The sequence below is a fragment of the Yoonia sp. GPGPB17 genome (assembly GCF_037892195.1).
Taxonomy (GTDB): domain Bacteria; phylum Pseudomonadota; class Alphaproteobacteria; order Rhodobacterales; family Rhodobacteraceae; genus Yoonia.
Window position 1 is genome coordinate 261,759 of sequence record NZ_JATACI010000002.1, and the last position, 22,855, is coordinate 284,613.

Annotated in this window: 17 protein-coding genes and 4 pseudogenes; 9 read left to right on the plus strand and 12 right to left on the minus strand. The window is 56.7% G+C overall.

Annotation, left to right across the window (positions count from 1 at the left end):
• Nucleotides 1-95: 95 nt before the first annotated feature.
• The 5 genes from QTO30_RS01640 to QTO30_RS01660 all read right to left on the minus strand — a co-directional run bounded on the left by QTO30_RS01640 (nucleotide 96) and on the right by QTO30_RS01660 (nucleotide 5,590).
• Nucleotides 96-611, minus strand: a complete 516-nt coding sequence (locus tag QTO30_RS01640) for a hypothetical protein (protein WP_340422072.1) — start codon at nucleotides 609-611, stop codon at nucleotides 96-98.
• Complete coding sequence (locus tag QTO30_RS01645; protein ID WP_340422075.1) at nucleotides 595-864, minus strand: hypothetical protein; 270 nt, start codon at nucleotides 862-864, stop codon at nucleotides 595-597. The genes QTO30_RS01640 and QTO30_RS01645 overlap by 17 nt, the downstream gene beginning before the upstream one ends.
• Nucleotides 839-1,024 carry a hypothetical protein gene (locus QTO30_RS01650; protein ID WP_340422077.1) on the minus strand — a complete coding sequence of 62 codons (186 nt, stop codon included), beginning with the start codon at nucleotides 1,022-1,024 and terminating at the stop codon, nucleotides 839-841. The genes QTO30_RS01645 and QTO30_RS01650 overlap by 26 nt, the downstream gene beginning before the upstream one ends.
• A gap of 451 nt (nucleotides 1,025-1,475) precedes the next feature.
• The gene (locus tag QTO30_RS01655; protein WP_340422078.1) at nucleotides 1,476-4,529 is read right to left on the minus strand and encodes an efflux RND transporter permease subunit; all 3,054 of its coding nucleotides are present in this window, start codon (nucleotides 4,527-4,529) and stop codon (nucleotides 1,476-1,478) included.
• Between the two features lie 14 nt (nucleotides 4,530-4,543).
• Nucleotides 4,544-5,590, minus strand: a complete 1,047-nt coding sequence (locus tag QTO30_RS01660; RefSeq protein ID WP_340422080.1) for an efflux RND transporter periplasmic adaptor subunit — start codon at nucleotides 5,588-5,590, stop codon at nucleotides 4,544-4,546.
• Nucleotides 5,591-6,076: 486 nt separating this feature from the next.
• Here QTO30_RS01660 and QTO30_RS01665 point away from each other — a divergent pair, with 486 nt between their 5' ends.
• Nucleotides 6,077-9,520, plus strand: coding sequence for an endonuclease/exonuclease/phosphatase family protein (locus tag QTO30_RS01665; protein WP_340422081.1), 3,444 nt, complete (start codon nucleotides 6,077-6,079; stop codon nucleotides 9,518-9,520).
• A 166-nt stretch (nucleotides 9,521-9,686) separates the two neighbouring features.
• On the opposite strand, the gene QTO30_RS01670 is transcribed toward QTO30_RS01665, so the two are convergent.
• The 3 genes from QTO30_RS01670 to QTO30_RS01680 form a co-directional block, all read right to left on the minus strand.
• A complete protein-coding gene (locus tag QTO30_RS01670) occupies nucleotides 9,687-10,742 on the minus strand; it encodes a DUF3179 domain-containing (seleno)protein (RefSeq protein WP_340422083.1) in 1,056 nt (351 codons plus the stop codon).
• A 177-nt stretch (nucleotides 10,743-10,919) separates the two neighbouring features.
• Nucleotides 10,920-11,075, minus strand: a complete 156-nt coding sequence (locus QTO30_RS01675; protein ID WP_340422085.1) for a hypothetical protein — start codon at nucleotides 11,073-11,075, stop codon at nucleotides 10,920-10,922.
• 104 nt (nucleotides 11,076-11,179) lie between these two features.
• Nucleotides 11,180-11,440, minus strand: a complete 261-nt coding sequence (locus QTO30_RS01680) for a hypothetical protein (RefSeq protein WP_340425987.1) — start codon at nucleotides 11,438-11,440, stop codon at nucleotides 11,180-11,182.
• Between QTO30_RS01680 and QTO30_RS01685 the strand changes: the two are divergent.
• A pseudogene (locus tag QTO30_RS01685) lies at nucleotides 11,429-11,557 on the plus strand (integrase core domain-containing protein); the annotation flags it as partial. The gene QTO30_RS01680 and the pseudogene QTO30_RS01685 overlap by 12 nt on opposite strands.
• Nucleotides 11,558-12,165: 608 nt before the next feature.
• On the opposite strand, the pseudogene QTO30_RS01690 reads toward QTO30_RS01685, so the two are convergent.
• The 3 genes and pseudogenes from QTO30_RS01690 to QTO30_RS01700 form a co-directional block, all read right to left on the minus strand.
• Nucleotides 12,166-14,335 (minus strand): annotated as a pseudogene (locus QTO30_RS01690) (RNA degradosome polyphosphate kinase).
• A gap of 50 nt (nucleotides 14,336-14,385) precedes the next feature.
• Complete coding sequence (locus QTO30_RS01695) at nucleotides 14,386-15,045, minus strand: DnaA ATPase domain-containing protein (RefSeq protein ID WP_340422086.1); 660 nt, start codon at nucleotides 15,043-15,045, stop codon at nucleotides 14,386-14,388.
• Nucleotides 15,046-16,061 (minus strand): annotated as a pseudogene (locus QTO30_RS01700) (AI-2E family transporter).
• A 272-nt stretch (nucleotides 16,062-16,333) separates the two neighbouring features.
• Between QTO30_RS01700 and proS the strand changes: the two are divergent.
• From proS to QTO30_RS01730, 6 genes and pseudogenes are all read left to right on the plus strand, one after another.
• Nucleotides 16,334-17,675, plus strand: a pseudogene (proS, locus tag QTO30_RS01705) (proline--tRNA ligase).
• Nucleotides 17,672-18,244 (plus strand): peroxiredoxin, encoded by a 573-nt coding sequence (locus QTO30_RS01710; protein WP_340422088.1) that lies wholly within the window; start codon nucleotides 17,672-17,674, stop codon nucleotides 18,242-18,244. The pseudogene proS and the gene QTO30_RS01710 overlap by 4 nt, the downstream one beginning before the upstream one ends.
• 103 nt (nucleotides 18,245-18,347) lie before the next feature.
• The gene (locus QTO30_RS01715) at nucleotides 18,348-18,953 is read left to right on the plus strand and encodes a DUF2937 family protein (RefSeq protein ID WP_340422089.1); all 606 of its coding nucleotides are present in this window, start codon (nucleotides 18,348-18,350) and stop codon (nucleotides 18,951-18,953) included.
• Nucleotides 18,954-19,020: 67 nt separating this feature from the next.
• Complete coding sequence (locus QTO30_RS01720) at nucleotides 19,021-20,286, plus strand: ABC transporter permease (protein ID WP_340422090.1); 1,266 nt, start codon at nucleotides 19,021-19,023, stop codon at nucleotides 20,284-20,286.
• Nucleotides 20,279-20,962, plus strand: a complete 684-nt coding sequence (locus QTO30_RS01725) for an ABC transporter ATP-binding protein (RefSeq protein ID WP_340422092.1) — start codon at nucleotides 20,279-20,281, stop codon at nucleotides 20,960-20,962. Before QTO30_RS01720 ends, QTO30_RS01725 begins: the two co-directional genes overlap by 8 nt.
• Nucleotides 20,959-21,933 carry an Ldh family oxidoreductase gene (locus tag QTO30_RS01730; RefSeq protein ID WP_340422094.1) on the plus strand — a complete coding sequence of 325 codons (975 nt, stop codon included), beginning with the start codon at nucleotides 20,959-20,961 and terminating at the stop codon, nucleotides 21,931-21,933. Before QTO30_RS01725 ends, QTO30_RS01730 begins: the two co-directional genes overlap by 4 nt.
• Here the strand turns inward: QTO30_RS01730 and QTO30_RS01735 are convergent.
• Entirely contained in the window at nucleotides 21,917-22,351 is a 435-nt protein-coding gene (locus tag QTO30_RS01735) for a DMT family transporter (protein WP_340422096.1), read from the minus strand. The two genes, QTO30_RS01730 and QTO30_RS01735, sit on opposite strands and share 17 nt — an antisense overlap.
• Nucleotides 22,352-22,456: 105 nt before the next feature.
• On the opposite strand from QTO30_RS01735, the gene QTO30_RS01740 reads away from it, so the two are divergent.
• Nucleotides 22,457-22,840 (plus strand): c-type cytochrome, encoded by a 384-nt coding sequence (locus tag QTO30_RS01740; RefSeq protein WP_340422098.1) that lies wholly within the window; start codon nucleotides 22,457-22,459, stop codon nucleotides 22,838-22,840.
• Nucleotides 22,841-22,855 lie beyond the last annotated feature (15 nt).

The window sequence follows — 22,855 nt, forward strand, 5'->3', positions numbered from 1 at the left end:
GTTCTCCGTTCTTGATGCCCCTTCAGGGCGTGAGGGCCGAACCTTGATTTGGCGGTGCGGCGGGGGTTCGACGGGCCCACCACACGGCCAAATGGTTAGTTTGGCGTGGCAATCGCTATTCCGAGTTCACGCAACCAGATGTTTGCGGCATCCCGGCGCGCGGCGGGGTTGGCACCAGGCCAGTCATTGTCTTCGAACCAATCGAGAGGCACCAACCAAAGCCCAACAACCGCGCCGCGCCTGTCGATCCCGGGTGTGGGTGCAGCAATATCGCGGCTGGTTGTGAACAGCTCTTTGGCGCGTCGGGTCGCGTGGATCAGTGACATCAAACTTGCCGTGTTCGGTTGCGGCTCAGCGATATGAATGACCGCGTTCAAGGACAGGCGGATCGGGCTATCGACCGCAGGTGCGTCAGACACAAACCTGATCCCAAACCCACCGCCGACATCGACCTGGCTGTTCATATTCATAAAGGTGGAAAGGTCGGATGCACCGGACCGGCCAACCCAATCGGAAACATCCTGAGAGGTGATGCTGTCTGCACGCCCGGTTGCCGCTGATAACCGTGCGGCGATCTCTGCCAAGCGCGCTACATCACGCGCTAAGCCCATCCGCGGGCACACCGCCAGCCTGATCAATGACTGCATCTACGTCGCCCAATCCGACGAATGAGCCGGACACTTCGGCAATGCGCCCGCCGCCAACGCGGCCCTGGCCGATCACGGCCCCTTGCCAGATCGCATCTGGTGCGGGGTCAAGAGGGTCCTGAACGATCCGGTCAATCTGTCCGTCGCCACGGCCAGATGTCACGTCGAGTGAGAACCGAACCTGAGCCTGATCACGCAATTCGAACAGCAAGCGCAAGTTCGACCTTGTCAAACGCCGCCGCCCATGGGGCAGACAATACACCGGGATCAATACGGTAAGCGGCAGCGGCCAAGCCAGCCAAAGCCTCTTCTGTCAAAAGACCGTCGCGCAAGTCAGGGGAGGCGAGTGAAACCAAGGTTGCGTCGCGAAAATTCATGACTTCGGATCTCCGTAACGCGCTATGCGAAAGGGAACCCGGTATCTGACAAAAATCGCCGACGCATCCGCAGAAATGACTACAGAAAAACCTAAATCTATAACTCGGAGGCCGCCGCAGAATAAGCGAGGCATGAAAAAACCAAAACGTAATTTAATGGTGGAAAGATAGCACAATGACCGCTTTTCGTAAACAGTTATGGTGTCTTAACAGGTAAGGTGATGCGTCTTGGTCCTTGTAATATCATTACCTAACAATGCTTTAGGTGACTTAGCGAAAGCTTTGCGTCGCCAAACAGTCATGACGTGAGACGGTTCAAGACTATAGGTTGGCTGCCTGCCAGCAGTGCGCAACATGACAAGAATCATGCGTAAGAGACTCAGTCTCATTCCGCACGGACAAGTGAGAAAAATCCTGATGCGCCGCTGTCGCCAAGGGTTGCGGACATGGGTCATGCTATTGCGGTGTTGCTAGCCGATCTACTCTGCTTCGCCCCGCCAAAGAACACATCATAGAGCACCGGCGCAGCGACAAGTGTCAGGATCGAAGCGAATGCCAAACCACCCATAATGGTGACCGCCATGGACACAAAAAACGCGTCTCCGAGCAACGGTACCATCCCCATAATCGTCGTCGCAGCCGCCAGCAGAACCGGGCGCAAGCGAGAGGTGGATGCGGTGACGATGGCTTCTCGCAGTGCGCGTCCTTCGCGGCGGACGATGTCGATCTCCTCGACCAGCACGATCCCGTTTTTGATCAGCATGCCGGACAGGCTCAGCAGGCCTAAAAGGGCGGTAAAGGTAAAGGGCAAACCGGCCCCCAAAAGCCCAATGGCCGCGCCGTTAACCGACATCGGGACAAGCAGCCAGATAATCAATGGTTGCCGCAGTGCATTGAACAACAGGACGGTAATCAGCACCATAATCAGAATAGTGACCGGCAACTGAGCGCCAAGACTGGCATTCGCGTCGGCCGAGGATTCGAACTCTCCGCCCCACTCCATTTTGTATCCAAGCGGCAACTCCATCGCCTCGATGGTGCTGCGCACCTCGGCATGCACTTGGGCTGCTGTCATGTCTGCCGGAACGCTGGCACCAACTGTGAGTGTTGGCACGCGGTCCAGACGTCGGATGACGGTGTTCTGAGGCTCCAGCGCGAAACCATCCACAATCTGCTCAATCGGGAGCAGCGAAGATCCATCTTGTGTTCCAAGCACCTGATCCATGATCCCTACGTCAGAGCCGGGTGCCACCCGTATCACAATAGGAATAGCGCGCTCACCCTCGCGGTACGTACCGACGGTGGAGCCATCTGTTGCGAACAGAAAGCTGTCAGCGATATCGTCTCGGGTGATGCCCGCGGCCTGTCCTCGCTCTGTCACATAGCGCGGTCGCAAAACAAGTTCCTGTTCGCGCCAGTCGATCCGCGGCGCAATAATGTTTGTAGAGGCGGCGGTCATCAACGCGATCGCCTGATCCGACAGATCACGCAATACCTTTGGGTCGTTGCCCGAAAAACGAACTTCAATTGGGCTGCCGCCGCCCGGGCCGAAAACAAGGCGCTCGGTGCGGAATTCCCCTTCTGGCAAGTTCTCGGCGGCAAAGGCCTCGAGTTCCGCCTGCAACGGTGGAATGCGATCCAGGTTTTCGGTGCGAATGATAAGGTGGCCATAGGCCGGGTTAGGGGGCTCGGCCCCGTAAGTCAGCAAGAAGCGGGTGGCCCCTTGGCCCACAAATGTCGAAACGGCGACGACATCTTCGTGCTCGGCCAGATAGGCTTCGATGATAGCCATCTGGTCAGCTGTTGCTGAGATAGGTGTCCCTTGCTGCATCGTATAGTGCACAAAGAATAGCGGTGTATTCGAGTTTGGAAAAAACTGCTGTTTCACCATGCCGAAGCCAACATAACAGGCGGCCGTGATCCCGACGAGACCGACCAGCACAAGCCAGCGCAGGCGAAGTGCTCCGCGCAGCAGGCTGGCGTAACCTCGGAAGATCAGTCCGCCATATGGGTCACCGCCGTCATCTACACCCTGTTTGAAAACATAGTGGCCAAGCAGAGGTGTCACGGAAACCGCCAGCACCCAGGACAACAACAACGAGATACCAATCACAGCGAATAGTGAGAACATGAACTCCCCGGTTGAATCCGGGCTCAATCCGATGCCCGCAAAGGCCATGATGCCAACCACCGTGGCCCCCAGAAGCGGGATTTGCGTCTTGCCCGCCGCTTCGTCAGCGGCGTCTCGTGACGACTTGCCCCGCGCCATGGCGATTTGCATTCCTTCCGCGACGACAATAGCGTTATCGACCAGCATGCCCATCGCAATGATTAGCGCACCCAGCGATATCCGTTCCATTTCGATCGAGAATATCGCCATGAAAAGCAGGGTCCCTACCACGGTGAGCAGGAGCGTCATGCCGACAACGACTGATGCGCGCACGCCCATGAAAAGGGCCAGGACCAGCACAACGATGCCTACTGACATCGCAAGGTTGATCAAAAATCCTGTTGACGACTCATCCACGACGACATGCTGCTGATATATCGGGTGCAGATCGACGCCATATGGGATTTCCGAGGCAAGTGCCGCGAGATGCGCATCGACACGATTGCCGACCTCGACGATGTTTTCGTTTGTTGCCCCTGAAACACCAATGGTGAAGGCAGATTGCCCGTTGTAGCGAATGATCTGCGATGGGTTATCCTGCCGTCCGCGACTGACCTCTGAGATATCGATCAGGTTCAGAAGATCACCACCGATACCAATTGTCAGCGCAGCAATTTCGCTGACGGAATCCGATCCTTCGGTAAGCTGAATCTGGGTGCGCGTCTCGCCAGCGTTCACCGAGCCAGCCTGAGAGATAGAGTTCGAGGTGGCAAGTGCCTGACCAATGATCTGCGGATCGATCCCAAGCTGGGCACTTAACGCAAGATCAGGTTCAACAAAGATCGCTTCAGCTGGCAAGCCAGCAATATCGACGTCAGCGACACCATCGACTGTCAGTATTTCACGCCTCAGAAATGTCGCTAACTGGTGCTGTTCTGCGTCGCTGAATCCTTCGGAAGTGATCGCGAAAAAGATGCCATAGACATCTCCAAACCCGTCATCGACAAAAGGTGCCGCTGCCTCGCTCGGCAGTTCATTCCGTACGTTTTGCAAGCGCTCGCGCAGTTCCGTCCAAATCGCAGGAAGCTCGTCACCCTTGATTGTGTCCTCGACCAGAACGTCGATACGCGAGACACCGGGCCTGTTGACAGATTTGATCTCGCTCACTTCGGCCATGCGCTGAATTGCGGCCTCAAGCGGTTCTGACACTTCGTCGGCCACTTGTTGGGCGGATGCGCCCGGATATTGGGTGATGACCACCGCCTGTTTGATCGTGAAGGCGGGATCCTCCAACCGCCCAAGGGAGCTAAACCCCCAAATGCCGCCAAACAGGCAGATCAGCATGATGATCCAGGTAAAGATGGGCCGGTCGATTGAAGCGCGTGCAATTCTCATCAGATAACCCAGCCTTAATTCGCGTAGCCGGAAAAGCGACGCACTGTCTGACCGTCTGCCAGAACCTGCGCGCCAGTCCGGATGATTTCTGTGCCAGCCTGCAATCCTGAGACGATCATGAACTGCCCGTCACGCGTTGCAGTGACTTCAACGGCGACTTCTTCAAGCGTGCCGTTGTCGTCTTCGGTTGGTGTGAAACGCAAGACACTGGTGGCGCCGTCGCTTGCGATCCGAATGGCTGTCGCAGGCACAATCAGACGGGATGTGCCTTCACCCATAGTTGCGAGCACAACAACAGAACTCCCCGGCAAAACGCTTAGACCGTCCGGTCTGTCCATACCTAGTGTCAGGCGGAATGTTTGTCCGATGGAAGACGCTTCAGCATTGAACTCTCGTATCTCCAGCGGATAGGTTTGATCGCTGGTTGGAAAACGCGCCAAAAGCGACACAGTTGCATCCTGACCTGCGCGTTGGAACAGTACCTCCGGCACATCAATGTCAATGCGTAGCTCTGACATATCATGCAGTCTGACAACAGGGGCGCCTGCGCTTGTTGTTGTAAAATTCGCGACATTCCGGCTCGCGACAAGCGCGTCAAAGGGTGCGCGCAACGTCGCGTTTTCCAGAGAATACTCGGAATTGCGCAGTTGAACGCGGGCCAAAGCCAGTTGTGTTTCCGCATCCTGCTTTGATACTTCAGAGGCCGAAGCGCCAAGGTTGTTCAATCTTGCAACCAAACGCTCGGCCTGTTCGACCTGCAAAGCGGCCTGCTGTTGTTGCAGTTCAAAAGGTTCGGCATCAAGTTTCGCAATCAATGCACCCTGCGCAATCCCCTGACCTTCGGTGGCTGGGAATGCGACAATCTGGCCAGATACCTGAAAGGCAAGATCAACGGTTTGACGGGCCACGACCTGGCCAAAGAATTGCCGGGTGACACCCCCAGAGTCGGCACCGACAATCATCAGCTTTGCCGGGCGTATGGGACTGTCCTGCGCCGTAAGTTGGCTCGGGTTGGAGACAGCCAAACCGGTGAGCGCGAGCAAGGTGAGAATGCGGATCATGACTTGTCCTTTAATAAAATACGTTGTCAAACAGGATCGCTGACAGGTTCTTCGATGTTGCAAACCCCCACCTCCAGCGCGGCCTTGTTTAACTTTGCAGTAACATCAAACATTCGTCACGTATATTGTTTCGCAAGAATGATTGACCGGAGAGGTGCCGTTTTGCGGATGTCGGAACACGCTCATGATCACCGCCTCTTAAAAAAGTCTGTCAGCAAAAAGAGGGATCATCGAACAAGATAGAGCCTACGTCGCGTGTCAGATGGACATGCCGCAGCTACCCATTGAGCAGTTTCAGTGCGCCAATCCCGCTGTCGAGTTTGCCTTCTTTGCGCGTAGCGTAGGCGGTAATCCACCACCGTGGGGCGATGATGGGTCAAAACTGACATCTCTCCGTTGCAATGACGCCGTATCCCTGCGCAGACTTGACCTGTTCAACCGTGGGGGCGGCTGTGCGCTCTCCTTCTTTTGCAAGGACTAGATATCATGTCAGATTTGATGATCACCGGCGTAATTGACGGCGGCCTTTTTGGTGGGCTGCCCAAGGCTATTCAGCTTACCGCAATCAACGATATTGCGGATTTATCGATTTACGGGGTCGGCTCCGCCAACAATGGCGGCGGCAGCGATGGTGAAGAGTTTACCTTTCCAGCGATCCCGCTGGCCGCAGGAACAACAATCTACATCGCCAGTGAAATCGACAACTTTACGGCCTTCTTTGGATTTGCGCCCGATTTCACGGATAGCGCCGCATCGATCAATGGCGATGACGCGATCGAGCTGTTTCAGAACGGTGTGGTTGTCGACCTGTTTGGCGACATCAACACCGATGGTAGCGGAGAGGTTTGGGAGTACATGGATGGTTGGGCATCTCGCCCTGTCGCGGGGGGACCAGACCCGGTCTTTAACTCCAATGCGTGGACGTTCAGCGGCCCAAATGCGCTGGATGGCGTGACAGATAATGCCAGCGCACCCAATCCGTTCCCCGTACCCGGCGCACCCGAACCTCAGGTCAGTGTTGCGATTAACGAATACCGCATCTCTTCTCCTGGGGGTACTGATGACACCTCCAACTTTGTCGAGCTGTTCACTGACCCCGGTGCATCGCTCGCGGGCAAGACCCTGCTGGTCATATCCGGTGAATTTGCGCCCGGCTCCATCGATTTCGCGATTGATCTGAGCGATGCCACTGCCGATGAGAACGGATTTGTGCTAATCGCCAATGATCAGAACCCCAATCTTGAAGCGGGCGACGTGGGTGTCGCAGGGCTCGATTTTTTCGGGTCGCCGCAAACCTTCCTGATTGTTGAGGGCTTCACCGGTGCTGCGGGCGACGATCTGGATACCAATGACGATGGCATATTTGATGCAGCGCCTTGGGACACCATTCTTGATGGGGTTTCGGGTGTTGACGGCGATGCAAATCCGGACTTCAGCTATGCAGATACGGTTGTCCCTGCCGATGGCAACTTTACGGCGGCAGGTGCTGCGCGCGACGTTGATGGCACAGGTGATTTCGTTGCATTGCCCTTCGGTGATCAGGCAGGCGACACACCGGGATCAACAAATGAAACCGACACAAGTGGCCCCCGCCTGACAATCATGGAAATTCAGGGGGCAGGGCATATCTCTGGTCTTGTCAGCGCAACCCCGCTTGATCCGACAACGGGGGTTGGCAGCGCGCAGGTCACCACCAGCGGCATAGTTACCGCGGTCGACTCCAACGGGTTCTATATGCAGGACCCTGATGGCGACGGTGATATCGCGACATCAGATGCAATCTTTGTCTTTACTGGCAGCGTGCCGGGCGTGGCCATTGGCGATGCACTGGATGTCAGCGGCACCGTCAGCGAATTTTATCCGGGCGGCCAAGGCACCGGCAATCTGAGCACAACGCAGATTGGCGGCAATCCGGAGATTACAGTATTGTCCAGCGGCAACGCCTTACCTGCATCCGTCATTCTGGGTGCTGATGGGCGGCCCTTACCGTCCGAGAATATTGAGGATGACAACTTCACCTCATTCGATCCAGAAACTGACGGTATCGATTTCTGGGAAAGTCTGGAAGGCATGCTGGTCACCGCACCGCAGCCCGTTGCGGTATCGGGGACAAGTGGTTTTGGAGAACTCTTTGTCGTTGTGGATGGTGGTGAAGGGGCCACCGGCCTGTCGGAGCGTGGTACGCTGAATATCTCACCCGATGATTTCAACCCTGAAAAGGTGCAGATCGACTGGGACTTTGGCCTTGATGCGGTTGACGTCAACACCGGCGCCACCTTGGAGGATGTGACCGGTGTTGTTTCTTACGATTTCGGCAACTTCCAGATTAACCCAACAGACCAGATTGTCGTCGTCGAACCGTCGCTTCTGGAGCCCGAAAGCACATCATTGGCCGGGTCCGAAAACCAGCTGACAATTGCCAGCTACAACGTGCTGAACCTTGATCCGATTGTCGAAGATCAGGCGCTGACGAACAATGGCGAGGCGCGTAACGTTGATGATGATGTGGGCGACGGCCGTTTTGATACCATCGCCGCACAGATCGTAAATAACCTTGGCAGCCCTGACATTATCGGACTGCAGGAAATTCAGGACAGCACTGGGGGCGAAACCGGTGACGGTGTGGTTTCAGCGGCCTTGACGTTTGAGACCCTGATTGACGCCATTGATATGGCCGATGACGGGATCATGAACGACAGCTCCGGCTATGCCTATATCGATAATACGTTCATCACGGATCTGGCCAGCGGCGGCCAGCCGGGCGGGAACATCCGCACCGGGTTCTTGTACAAAGAGGACCGGGTAAGCCTTGTCGAAGGGTCGGTGCAAACCATCGGAACACAAGACCCCGGTGGCAGCTTTGCAGGGGCACGTTTGCCACTTGTCGCGACGTTCGCATTTAACGGCGAGGAAGTGACAGTTGTGAACAATCACTTCTCGTCCAAAGGTGGCAGTGCGCCGATTTTGGGGGTGGAGCAGGACTTTGCGGATCGTCAGGAAGATGTAAACGTCAACGGCTCGCTTGATGAACGACAGGCGCAGTCAGAGGCGGTTGCCGGTTTCGTCGCAGATACCATTGCAGCTGATGCCGACGCAAATGTCGTGGTTGTTGGCGACTTCAACGAGTTTGAATTCGTCTCGCCAGTCACCGGGCTTGAAGATGCGGGGCTGACAAACCTGACCAACACCTTGCCGGAAAACGAGCGGTATACGTTCAACTTCCAAGGCAACAGCCAGGCCCTCGATCATATTCTGGTATCAGATGGTTTGGCGGGCGACGCGCAGTTTGACATCGTGCATGTGAATTCCGAGTTTGCTGACACCGATGACCGCGGCAGCGATCACGACCCGCTTCTGGCGCTGCTGACCATCGGCGATGTCGCGCCGGACACCATTGGCGTGGCTGTCGCATTCGAAGAAAAAGGATTCTTTGGTACGCGCGCAACAGAGATCATCGACGGGAACGCTGTCGATACGGACAATCTGCCTCTTCTGAAAAACGCCGTATCGTTCCGCGATGTCGATGTACGCCTGAAGGCCGAAGCAAGTGGCTGGGAGAAACTGAGCTTCGTTGATGGTGAAGTCGGTGTCTGGTCACGCGGCGATAACTTCTTCGCTGGCGAATTCGGCCTTGTAAACGATGACGAAACACTCACGTTCAAACTGCAGGATGGCGATTTTGGGGACGCAACCGAAGCGTTCTTCGATTTTGACGAGCTGCGTGGCAACGGCGATGTCGAAGTGCTGTTCCTTAACGACGGGCAGATGATCGGGTCGCAGGTGGTCAATGCCAGTGGCGGAGAGATCAATGTCACCCAGAACGGCGAAAGCTTTGATGCCGTGCAGATCAGGGCTGTCGGGGATACAGCCTTTAGCTTGGATGGTTTCGGCTTTGAGCGCTTGGTTGATGACGAGTTCGTATTCGTCTAGTCCTGCTAGAGGTTGCGCCAGCACCTAAGGTTCAGCCTTGGTGCATATCCTGCCCTAACCAGCGTTGGGCCGACGTGGTATTGTCGGCCCAAAATGGTCAGGCAAATGCACCTCTCAATGTTGTAACGCCGACCACCATTCATGTATCAGCGGCACTTCCGCCAACTCACCCAGTCCAAAGTACAGTTTGTGGGTGGAACTGTGACCAGGCAAACCAGAACGCCTGATGGCTTCCCAGATCCATGCCATCAACGTCCACAGCCTTTATACCGCCAGCGTCAAGGACAAGATGCACATTTTCGACATTGATCGTTGCGCCGTTTCGCAAGGCTAAAAATGCGGCACTTCGCTGAAACGCCACGGGATGGCCGGAGGCTGTAATGACGCCTATGACATCCTCATGAACAGGCAAACGCGGATCAACATCTCCGACCGGGAAAATTGGCCCATTGGCATCCCGCCCATTCCGAAAATCGGGATCGCGACCTAATGCCAACGCTTCGACCAACACGGTGGTCTGCGGATGTGCGGCCTTCCACGCCCCCCAATCGGTTGTCACCACGCTTGCCTGCTCAAGTTTGAGGTTTCCGTCGGCAAGCGGGCCGGTCAAAGCTTCACCAAGAAAGGTATCAAATACGGAGTAAGTGTTCAGGTCGTACATGACCTTGTTGGATCGACTTAGAAGCCCAGAGGTTCGCAATATCGGCCTGTCGACGCCAGCAGGCAATTGATCGGTAAAATACGCCTGGGCGGCGCCACACAAAGTACAGTAAGGAATGCCAAGGTGCCGCCCGCCCAATGTGTCGTTGACCATCTCGCGCACTTCCATGATGCGACGCGGATAGGCGCGATATTCACCGTTCACTTCGACACCGAAAACGATGTCGTCATCATCCAGCCAATTTGCATCTTCGGCACTTTGTACTCGCGGATTGTCTGCGGCTGGAATGCAATTGCATGGCTCATCTGTGGTGTCGTATGCGCGATCATCAATGAGCACGCCGCCCCAGGAAACGAGCCGCCAGTCAACGTCGCCTTCAACAAAGATTTGGTCCCATCCGTCAAATACGCTTGTGAAAATCGCGCGCTTGACCGGCAAATAGTCAGGCGGAGCCGGGACGTCCCACGCGATAAGGCGATCCGTAATGTGGCCCCAGTTGTTGCCGGGCCCAAAGCTCTGACCGAGTAAGGTCGAGGCAGCATCAGAGAGTTCGGTGTTCAATTGCTTAGGCCGGGAACAAAGCGCATGAGATCACTAATCAACCACGCCAGTCGCGGATCATTTGACTCTACGATTTCTGCCAGCGCGATTGATTGATCGTTGCTCCAGATCGATTGTGTCATGCTCTCTAAAAAGGCCACCTCAACTGCCCGCTGAAGCGATGCTGAAAGCGGCCCATCAGGGATAGCTAGGCGGGCTACCAAACTCTTCGATCACATAGTCCGGCAGCGTGTTGGCCTCTTGAGCCTGTAGTGCGTTGCTCCAAACCAAGGACACGACAACCAGTAGTCTTGCCAAAACAAAGCGATAGTTCAAACAGGGTTCTGCTATCATGCCTCTTCCTCTCACACCGTTCTTTGATCTCTGCCACAACTGGCTCTCATCGCGGACATCTGCGGCGCGAATGCATCTTAGACTGCAAACCCAATCTTAAGACCTCATGCCACTTGAGTGGGCATACACTGTGGCGACGTAAAGTCGCCAATCAAGAACATATCAAAACCTGGTGAGCGCCAACGCATTTGTTCGGCCCCAAGCCAATGGATCACCTGCTGACCCAGCGGGTTGTACGGGTACTCCGACTGAATGACCCCGTTGATCGCAAAGGACGACATGCGGTTCGTCAGCGTGACCGCTGAAGGCCAAATCGCTGATGCGTTACACAGTTGCCTAGGCACGCCCGCAAATGGCGCGTCCACTACAACACCATCAGGCCGCACAGTGCTTTGGGCTATCGTCCGCCTGCACCGGAAATCACCGTTCCCATCGACCACAGACCCACGATGAACCAACAGTTAGACCGGAACACCCGATAGGGGCACGCCAGTCTTCATCTGCCTGATCGGGACTATCGATGATCGAAACGGATGTTGATGTTCCTCGGCGTGCATTGCTGAATGTAGGGGTACCAGTGGTCGGTGCCGGTGGCATGGGGACGCCGAATTTCGTGAAGTGTTGGAGTGATCGTTGCTTATCCGCAAGAATAGGCCCGATCTCGGATCCGTTGAAAACGAGTCGTGCGTTTTCCTCGACACTTTTCAATCGAGGCGAGGCGATATCATAGTGGTCCTCGCCATAAACGTGAATGATGATCGCAGACTTGTCCAAAGCAATGAATTTTTCGAGCTGCCTCATGGATGTACAGATATGCGTGGCATAGCCGTATCGCCGAAGAGCACGACAAAACGGTGGTAGGAACTGCTTGCCACCTTTCGCGGACCCCGACAAGCCGCCGGGGCTGAGGGACGTGACAATCACATTGGCCAGTGGGTCGTTTGGTTGAACGCAACGGCTGTCTTAATCGCCATATATCTGCCGTCCCACACGGTAGGCTTGTAGTAATCGCTCAAATCGATTCAATGTGGATTTCGCCTTGACAATGATCAGACAGGAATGACTGATGGAGCAACTGGCATAACCTCGATTAATCCTCGGTATGCGTCAACTGCGGAACATCTGATGCACCTGCGGATCCGCGCCCTGACAGCGAGGGGTTTTCCATAAAGAAGCGGTGGCAATTGAAGGCGAAGGTACCCTCTTTAACGCTGGACCGCGTGAAGCTGCCATCGGCCGACATGACCCAGCTTTGCGCGATATCGGCCATATTGGCAGCCATGATCTGACTGACAATCTGGGCTTTAACGGTCGCGTTTTTGATCTCGACCAACGTCTCAACTCTGCGGTTCAGGTTGCGGCCCATCCAGTCAGCGGAGCTGATAAAGACCTTGGCTTTCTTGGAGGGCAAGTTGCCGCCATTGCCAAAACAAACGATCCGCGAGTGCTCAAGAAATCGCCCCACGACGGATTTGACGCGAATATTCTCGGACAGCTCTTTGACACCCGGACGTAAGCCACAGATGCCGCGCACAACAAGGCTGATTTTCACGCCAGCCTGACTGGCAGCATAGAGCGCGTCGATGACATCGCTTTCGATCAGGGAATTCATCTTGGCCCAGATCACCGCTGGCTTGCCCGCGCGGGCATTCTCAGCTTCTGCCGCGATCCGGTCAAGCAGGGTTTGCTTCAGATTCAAAGGCGAAATTGCAAGGTTTTCGAGGCCATCGGGCTGGGCATAGCCCGATAGATAATTGAAGACCTTCGTGGCGTCGCGCCCCAGTTTGGCATCGCATGTGAACAGGCTCAGGTCGGTATAAATGCGTGCGGTGATCGGGTGGTAATTTCCGGTCCCGAAGTGTGTGTAGGTGACCAGCTTGTCCCCTTCACGCCGTACCACTGTGCTAATCTTGGCATGGGTTTTATAGTTCAGGAAACCATAGACCACATGTGCCCCTGCGCGTTCCAATCGCCGCGACTGACGGATGTTGGCGGCTTCGTCAAAACGGGCCTTCAGTTCGACAAGTGCGGTGACGGATTTACCGTCTTCCGCCGCTTCGCAAAGCGCCTCAACGATGGGCGAGCGTTTGGATGTCCGGTAGAGTGTCTGTTTGATCGCCACGACATTGGGGTCGCGGGCGGCTTGGGTTAGGAAGCGGACCACCATGTCGAAGGTTTCGTACGGGTGGTGCAGCAGCATGTCTTTTTGGCGGATGGCAGCGAACATATCGCCGTCATGGTCCTGGACCCGTTCGGGCACACGCGGCGCAAAGGTAGGCCAAAGCAGATCGGGTCTGCTGTCGAGCACCAACTCACCAAGGTCTGCGACACCAATCAGGCCATCAACCTCAACCACCGATTCCTCGGTCACATGCAGCTCGGACATGATGAGGGATTTCAACGCGTTAGGCGCGCCATGCGACATCTTCAAACGCACCACTTCGCCGCGGCGTCTGCGTTTGAGTGCGGTTTCAAATTCGCGTACCAGGTCTTCGGCTTCGTCTTCAAGCTCCAAATCACTGTCGCGCAGGACCTTGAACGCGCAGTTTCCTTTGATCTGATACCCCGGGAACAACCGCCCGATATGCAATAAAAGCAGTTCTTCTAGCGGCAAAAACCGATGCCCGTGGTCGGCTAAGCAGGGCGACAAAGCGGTCAATCTGGGTAAGCACAGGTAAGAGAGAGCGCAACTGTCGCTTATCGCTTGGGCGTTCCAACTGCAGCGCCAGCGCAAAACCTTCGTTGGGCAGAAACGGGAACGGATGTGCGGGATCAATCGCCAGCGGCGACAAAACAGGGAAGACCTGTTCAATGAAGACATTTTCCAGATAGGCAATGTCGGTCTCGCTCAGCGCGGCGCGATCAAGAATATGGATATCCTGTGCGGCCATCAGTTCTTGCAGGTCCGTAAACACCGCCTGCTGTCGGGCGATCAGCGCCCGTGCATCGCGGTCGATCACAATCAGCTGTTCGGCAGGCGTGCGCCCGTCAAGGCCGGGCGTGACATTGCCCTCATTTGCAAGCTCGCGCAGGTAGGCGACGCGGACGGTATAGAACTCATCCAGGTTGGTCGCAGAGATCGATAAGAACCGGAGCCTCTCAAGCAAAGGCACGCGCGGGTTTTCAGCCTCTTCCAGCACGCGCCAGTTAAAGCTCAACCAGCTCAGCTCTCGGTTCACGAAACGCGCCGGGCTGCTCAGGTCGATATCAAGTGTTGTCGGGGACGGATAGTCCCCTTCCAGAAAGTTTGCGTCAGTCATTGGGGCCTTTTGGTCCGCATTTGTTGCGGTTCTATGACAGTATCGCGGTGTCAGTTGGGGTTGTCCAGTAACTCTGATGCCAACGCTTTGTTTATCTTACGTCTTTGCGCCAAAGCGGCGGTATCAAGCCGGGTCACAATATCGGCGGCAGCGGCGAAAGAACGTTCAATGCGTGACGTCAAATACTGCACCAGTGCTGGTTGGGGGTTGATCTGACGATCGGCAAAAAGCTTCATGATCAGGGCAGAGAGCAGCGCGTCATCGGGGTTGTCGATCCGTGCGATAGTGGTGGCCTGCATACGCGATGCCAGATCGGGCAGGGCGATGGGCCAACGGCTGGGCGGCTGATTCGAGGTTAAGAGAAGTGACCCGCCTGCGGCGCGCAGATTGTTATGCAAGTGAAACACCACCTCCTCCGCAGCTTGGTTAAGCATCTCCATATCTTCGATGATCACCGTTTGTGCATTTGTATGGAAGGGGGCGGTGATCTCATTCGCCGCAATCAGCAAACCATTGCTTTGGGTCTGAAAGACACGTGCCAGATGGCTCTTGCCGCAGCCCTTGGGCCCGACCAGTGCGAGCTTTTGTTCTGGCCAAGTCTGGGGCGTACGGAGCATGGCAAAAGCTTGCGCATTCGCCGTGGACACGAAGAAATCATCCGGCCCCAGCGCAACACCTGTTGGCCAGTCAAATGCGAGCTGATCTGACATCTAGTCGCTCCCGGATTGTCCGCGATACAGCAAGCTGTCTTTGTACTGTCCAAGGCCCCAGCGGGCGACAACACCGATCATGGCGGCAATCGGAACAGCGACCAACATGCCGACAAATCCAAAGAGCGTGCCAAAGACCGACAACGCAAAAAGCAGCCAGACGGGATGCAGGCCGACGGATCCGCCAACCAGTTTTGGCGTCAGGATGTTCCCCTCAAGAAACTGACCCAGCCCAAAGATCGCTGCGACGATACCAATGCGCAGCCAGTTGGTCGCGTAGGTCACCGTGTCTCCGTCAACGACTTCTACGCTGCCCCAGAACTGGAACAAGGCCAGACCCACAGCGAGCACGCCGCCGACCAACGCGCCCACATAGGGGATGAAGGTGATCAAACCGGCGATAAAGCCGACGATCATGCCGAAGTTCAGCCCAGCCAACATCAGCGCCACGGCGTAATAGGTGCCCAGAACCAGACAGACCGTGCCCTGACCGCGGATGAAAGACGCCAGTGTCGCATCAATATCGCGGGCCAGCATCCGTATGGTTTCAGCATGATCGCGGGGCAACATCTCGTCGATCTTTGCGGTCATGTTGTCCCAATCAAGCAGCATGTAGACCGCGACGACAGGCACAATGACGATCAGCACAAGGATATTGATCAGGCCAAGCGCGGATGACACCAGCCCGTTGACCAACTCACCACCCTTTGATTGGATCGTTTCCCGATCGCCAGAAGCTGTTGATAAACAGCGCTCTCGTTGTCCAAAAGCTGAGGGAAACGCTCGGTCAGCCCGTTGCGCAGGCGTTCAAACAATTCAGGTGCGGCGTTGATCAAAGCTGCTGTTTGTTGCACCAGGGTCGGGATCACCAACAGGATCAAAAGAACGAAGACCAAAACTGCGATAAGCGTGATGATACCGACCGCCGCAATCCTTGAACATCCGGCTCGCTCAAGGCGGTCTGCGATCGGGTCTAGGCAGTAAGCAATCGCCCCGCCCAGAACAAATGGCAGGATTACATCACCCAAAAACCACAGGGCGATCAAGAAGACGGCCGTCGCGATGCCCCAATATTTTGCTTGTTGTCCGACCGGCAGTGCCATGTGTGATCCGTAGTTGCTTGACGCAATAGATGCGGTATGCGGCACGGTGGCGCAAGGGTGGCTGTGAAATAACGCAGTCCGGATGCGGTTCACTGCAATATCATTGATCTGTGTCGTCTGCGCTTGCGAGGCGCCCCGCAGGCGCTTAAACCGTTGCGGAACATTGCACCATGAAAGTCACCGCCATGCGTCTGAGCCGCTATTTCCTGCCCGTCCTCAAAGAAACGCCGCGCGAGGCGCAGATTGTCAGCCACCGCTACATGTTGCAGGCGGGGATGATTAAGCAGGCTTCCGCTAAGCATATATTCGTGGTTGCCGCTGGGCTTTAAAGTGCTGCGTAAGATCGAGGACATTGTGCATGAGGAACAGGCGCGGGCAGGGCACATCGCAGTCCAGATGCCGACGATCCAATCGGCGGACCTCTGGCGCGAAAGTGGCCGCTATGATGCCTACGGTGAAGAAATGCTGCGTATCAAAGACCGTGGCGGGCGTGACATGCTGTTTACGCCCACGGCTGAGGAACTGGTCACGGACATTTTCCGCGCCCATGTGAACAGTTACAAAGACTTGCCGCTGACGCTGTATCAGATTCAATGGAAGTTCCGCGACGAAGTACGCCCTCGTTTCGGCGTCATGCGGGGCCGCGAGTTCTATATGAAGGATGGCTATAACTTTGACCTGACTAAAGAAGACGCGCTGCACGCCTATAACCGTCATCTGGTCAGCTATCTGCGCACCTATGAACGCATGGGTCTGCAGGCCATCCCAATGCGCGCTGATAGTGGCCCGATTGGTGGCGATGACACGCATGAGTTCCTTGTGCTGGCCGAAACGGGTGAAAGCGAGGTTTTCTATGACAGCGAAATCACCGATCTGAAGTTTGGCGACCGTGAGATCAACTACGATGACAAGGCGGCCTGCGCCGCTGTGCTGGATGAATTCACGAGCCGCTATGCGCGCACCGATGAAACCCATGATGAGGCGCTCTTTGACGCGATCCCAGAGGGCCGCAAGCGCACCGCGCGGGGTATCGAAGTGGGTCAGATTTTCTACTTCGGGACCAAATATTCTGAAGCGATGGGGGCTTTGGTTGATGACGGGCAGGGCGGCAAAGTGCCTGTCCACATGGGGTCCCACGGGATTGGCGTGTCACGCCTACTAGGGGCAATCATCGAGGCGAGCCATGATGACAAGGGCATTATCTGGCCCGAGGGCGTGACCCCCTTCCACTGTGGCATCTTGAACATGCGTCAGGGCGATGAGGCGGCGGACGCGGCCTGTGAAGCGCTCTATGCGTCGCTGACGGCACGCGGCCTTGAGCCGCTCTATGATGATCGCGACGAACGGGCCGGGGCCAAGTTCGGCACCATGGATATGATCGGGCTGCCTTGGCGGATCACCGTGGGGCCACGCGGCCTCAAGAACGGCGTGGTCGAAGTGACCAGCCGTCGCACTGGGGAGAGTGAAGAACTGCCGCCGGAAGACGCCGTTGCGAAGATTGCCAAAATCTACGAAGGCATCGCGTGAGCCTGACCGAAGTAGACTGGTCACTGATCCCGGCACCTGCCGACGATGGTAAGGCTGCGCATCTGGAAGGTATGTCGCTGCCAACTGTGACTTTGCCAGCGACTATTGGCCCGGACGTTACGTTGTCGGATTTGGGTGGGCTGGCGGTCTTTTACGTCTATCCAATGACCGGTCGCCCGGACCGGGATTTGCCGGACGGCTGGGATCAGATCCCCGGCGCGCGTGGATGCACGCCGCAGTCCTGCGCCTTCCGCGATCATTTCGCGGAATTGCGGGCGTGGGGCGTCGACGCGCTCTACGGGGTCTCTACGCAGGCAACGGACTATCAGAGGGAAGCGGCGGCACGTCTGCACCTGCCGTTCCCACTGTTGTCAGATGTTGATTTGGCGCTGGGCAGCGCGCTTGATCTGCCCGGGATCGAGGTTGAGGGGCAGCATTTGCACAAACGCCTGACCATGATTGTGCGGGACGGGGTGATCTTGAAAACCTTCTACCCGGTGTTCCCACCGGATCAGGATGCCGGAAACGTCATCAATTGGCTCCGTAATGACGCGGAAGAACGCGCATAGGTGCCTGAGGCGTTAACACCTCAGCCAAAATCTGCTAGGTTCCGTCAAAACAAGACGTCACGAGGCAGCAGATGACGATGATTTCCCTATTGCGGGCGCTGATATGATCAGGGTCCTTTGTTTGGTCGGTGGGCTGATGGGGGCCGCTGGCCTGTCGCAGTTCCCCGAATTTTCGCAGCAGTACCTCCAACGCTTGGCCGGACAGGTGGACGAGTTGACGCGGCAGGTTGTCGAATTCGACCAGACCGCCTTGGCCGACGGTATGGGCCGGGAAGAGATGTTGCAGGCGATGGCCGAGACTCCGTTAGTCGCCTCGCAAGAACCCATGTGGCGGCGCACCTTTGCGCGACATGCGCGGCTCAGCGAAAACCTGATGATCCTGCGTGAGGCGTCTGCCATGAAACGCCTGATGATGCCGCACCGCATGGCGGATACAGCGACCGTGCAGGCGGTATGGAGTGACTTTACACCGGCAATGCCGCTCAGCGTAGCCGGTGCGGCCTCTACAGGCACCGGGTTTCTGGGCGGTTGGGCCATCTTTGCCGCGTTGCTCGGCGCGCTCACATTGCCATTCCGCAAGAAGGCGGCCTCAACCGCGCAGCAGAGGCGCAAGCCGCCATCGATGAAATCCGACCCGCCTTTGACGCGCCCAACCCTTGTCGCGGACAACCAAGGTCAGCGGCCCAGACTGGTTAGCGTGCAAAGATAAACACTGACCACCTTGACCATTTCCCCTCCGCGCACCACGTTGCGGCAAACGCCAAGCAGGAGCATTCATGGCCGAGGTGAGGACAACACGTCCCTTTGCAAAATTCGAATGGATGATCGCATGGCGCTATATTCGTGCCAAACGCGCCGAAGGTGGCGTCAGCGTGATGACCTGGATCAGCCTGATCGGTGTCACGCTCGCCGTGTTTGCGTTGATCGCGACATTGGCGGTGCGATCTGGCTTTCGCGCGGAGTTCATTGACACAATCGCAGGGGCGAACGCGCATGTGACGGTGGTGATGCCACGCGCGGTCATTCAGGATTTTGAAGGCGTTGCCGGAGATATCCGGGCCGTTGCAGGCGTCCAATCCGTGGCCCCATTGGTCCGTGGACAGGCGATGGCCTCAGGCTCTGGTCGCATTGGATTGGCGGATATCTACGGTATTCGATTGGATGACTTGAAAGCGTCGGATGCGATTGTGCAGAGCGAACGCACTATCGGCAATATTGACGACCTGCCAAATGGCATCGCGATCGGTTCGGCGCTGGCGGATAACCTGGGCCTGACAATCGGCGACCGCATCGAGATCACCACGCGTTCGGGTGCCGCGACGCCCATGGGGCAGGCCACCCGGCGCAATGCCTATGAGGTTGTTTATATCTTCTCGACCGGACGTTTTCAGATCGATGAGGTGCGCGCTTATCTGCCCTTTGATGTCGCGCAGCTGATCTTTAACCGGGACGGCGTGGCGGATGAGTTGGAAATCAGGCTGGATGACCTCAACCAGTCCGAAGAGTTGAAACAAGAGATCGCCAACGCCGCTGGTCCTGGTTTTTGGGCCTATAGTTGGCAAGATCGGGTCGGGCGGTTCCTGCGGGCGCTCACGATTGAGGACAATGTGATGTTTATCATCCTGTCGATCCTCGTGCTGGTGGCATCGATGAACATCATCAGCGGCTTGATCATGCTGGTCAAAAACAAGGGCCGCGATGTCGGTATCCTGCGCACGATGGGGCTGACCGAAGGGTCGATTTTGCGGGTGTTTTTCATCTGCGGTGCCGGGATCGGCACGATTGGCACAGCGCTGGGCGTGATCCTCGGATGTCTCTTTGCCATCTACATTGATACGATTTTCAGCCTTGTGAACTACGTTGCAGGTGGCGGCGTCTGGGATCCGTCCATCCGCGGGATCTACAACATCCCCGCTGAGTTACGTCTGATTGATGTCGCCAAGGCCATGTCGCTGTCACTTGGCTTGTCGTGGATTATCACGATTTTCCCTGCGCGCCGTGCGGCCCGCATGAACCCTGTCGAGGCGCTGCGATATGAGTGATTGCACATTGCAGGTCACTGACCTCACCAAATCCTACAATACAGGTAAGCCGAACGAAGTGCGGGTGTTGCAGGGGGTGTCGCTGGATGTGAAGCCGGGTGAGGTTGTGGCCTTGGTGGCACCCTCAGGTGCAGGCAAATCGACGCTGCTGCATATCGCGGGGCTACTGGATACGCCCGACGCCGGGACAGTGCAGATTGAAGGCACGGATATGACCCGCCTATCAGACCGCAAGCGCACCGCCGTGCGGCGTTCGACCGTCGGGTTCATCTATCAGTTTCACCATCTGCTGCCAGAATTCACCGCCTTGGAGAACATCGTGCTGCCACAACTGGCAAACGGCGTTGCTGACAAGGCGGCAAACGCGCGCGCGATGGAATTGCTTGATCGCGTTGGCATCGCGGAACGGGCGTCACACCGCCCGGCCGCGTTGTCGGGCGGTGAACAGCAACGCGTGGCGTTTTGCCGCGCGCTTGCAAACGAACCCTCATTGCTTTTGGCAGATGAACCGACGGGTAACCTTGACCCTGACACGTCAGATCGCGTTTTTGACGCGCTGATGGGGCTGGTCCGCGCCACCGGATTGGCCGCTGTCATCGCGACCCACAATCTGGAATTGGCAGCCCGCATGGACCGACGGGTACGCCTGAACGGTGGTGTATTGGAGACATCATGAAAGTATCTGTCACCGAGATTGAGGCGCGAAGCCACGCCGCACTTTTGGCCCATGGCGCAGGCCAGTTGCAGGCTGCAGCGGTGGCCAAGGCGGTCGCGCGGGCCGAGGCTTTGGGCAACATCATCTGCGGTCTCTACTACCTTGAAAGCTATTGCACACAGCTGCAATCCGGTCGGGTGAACGGGACGGTTACACCGGTGGTCAGCCGCCCGCGTCCGGCGGCTGTCCTCGCAGATGCCAAGTTTGGTTTCGCGCAACCCGCCTTTGCAGCCGCTCTGCCAGAGGCTGTCACTGCTACGCGCGAAAACGGTGTCGCGACATTGGCTGTTGCGCATGCGCACACCTGCACATCGCTGGGTTTCTTCACGGAGCAAATCGCCGCTGCCGGATTGATTGGGATCGGCATGACCAATGCATCCCCCATCGTTGCACCGCCCGGCGGCAACAAGCGTGTTATTGGCACCAATCCCATCGCGATGACCGTGCCAGGTGATGGTGAGCCAGCGATGCATTTTGATTTCTCCACCTCTGCCGTGGCGCTCGGCAAAATCACGATGGCGAAGGCGGCGGATGAACCGATACCGCTGGGATGGGCTGTCGATGAAAGCGGCGCGCCAACGACGGACCCGGACGCCGCACTGAAAGGTGCCTTGGTTAGTGCGGGCGGCTACAAAGGCTGGGGTTTTGGTTTGATGGTTGAGTTGCTTGCGGCTGGTATGACCGGATCGGTCAATTCGCTGGATGTGGCCGGATTGAAAATGCCGGACGGCAAACCGCATGATTTGGGTCAGTTCTATATCCTGATGGACCCCGGCACCTATCACGCGGATTTTGGCGCGCGCTTTGCACGCGTGGCAGAGGCCGTGGCGGAACAAGACGGTGCCCGGATTCCCGGCGCTAATCGGCATGTGATGACGCAGGTCGATGTGCCAGACGCGCTTTGGGATCTGGTTCTTACGCTTTCTGCGTAACAAAAACGCCAAAGGCCATCAAAGCGATCCCCGCCGCGCGGGTCAGAGTCAGTGGCGAGGATTGCGCTGTGAACAGCCCAAAGTGGTCGATCGCGGCCGCTGAGATCAACTGGCCCAACAGCACAAAGAAAACGGCATTCCCGACGCCCATCGTTGGCGCGATCCATGTGATCGACAGCACGTAGAATGCGATCAACACCCCCGCCAGAAACAGATGTTTCGGCGCAGACGCGAGTTTTGCCATCGCTTGCGGGTTTGTCAGAACAGCAACCACAGCAGAGACAGCGAATGCCACGACAAACAGAACAGCCGCAGCCACCGCCGGAGAGCCGATATAGCGCCCCAACGCCGCATTCAGGGCGGCTAAGACCGGTATCCCAATCCCGGCGGCGAGCATAATGACAATATGGTGCGACATGGGCGACCCTTTGCTGTTTTCGGCAAGCTTAGTTGTGGACTGACGTAGATCATAGTGGCAGCCCGCTGCGATCTGTTACATTCTATCCAAAACAGGAGGCACGACATGCGGTATTTTATCGTTCTGGCAGTATTGGGTTTGGCGGCTTGTGTTGAAGAGCCCATCGACGGGCGCACGGCATACATGGAAAACTGCGCGAGCTGTCATGGGGCCGATGGCACGGGTGGCGGTGCCGCGGCACGCAATCTTGCGGTTGCCCCGCCTGACCTGACAACGATTGCGGCTCGCAACGGGGGTGCTTTCCCCACAAATCAGGTTATGAGCACAATTGACGGGCTGGACCGCGGTGCGCACTTCAGCGTGGCCATGCCAGAATTCGGCGCGGGTGATCTGGGCGAAACCGTCATCGTCGAAAACGACGGGCTGGGTACGCCGGTACCGATGAAATTGCTTGTGTTGACTGAGTATTTGCAGAGCATCCAGCAGTAACCAAAGCTGACATTC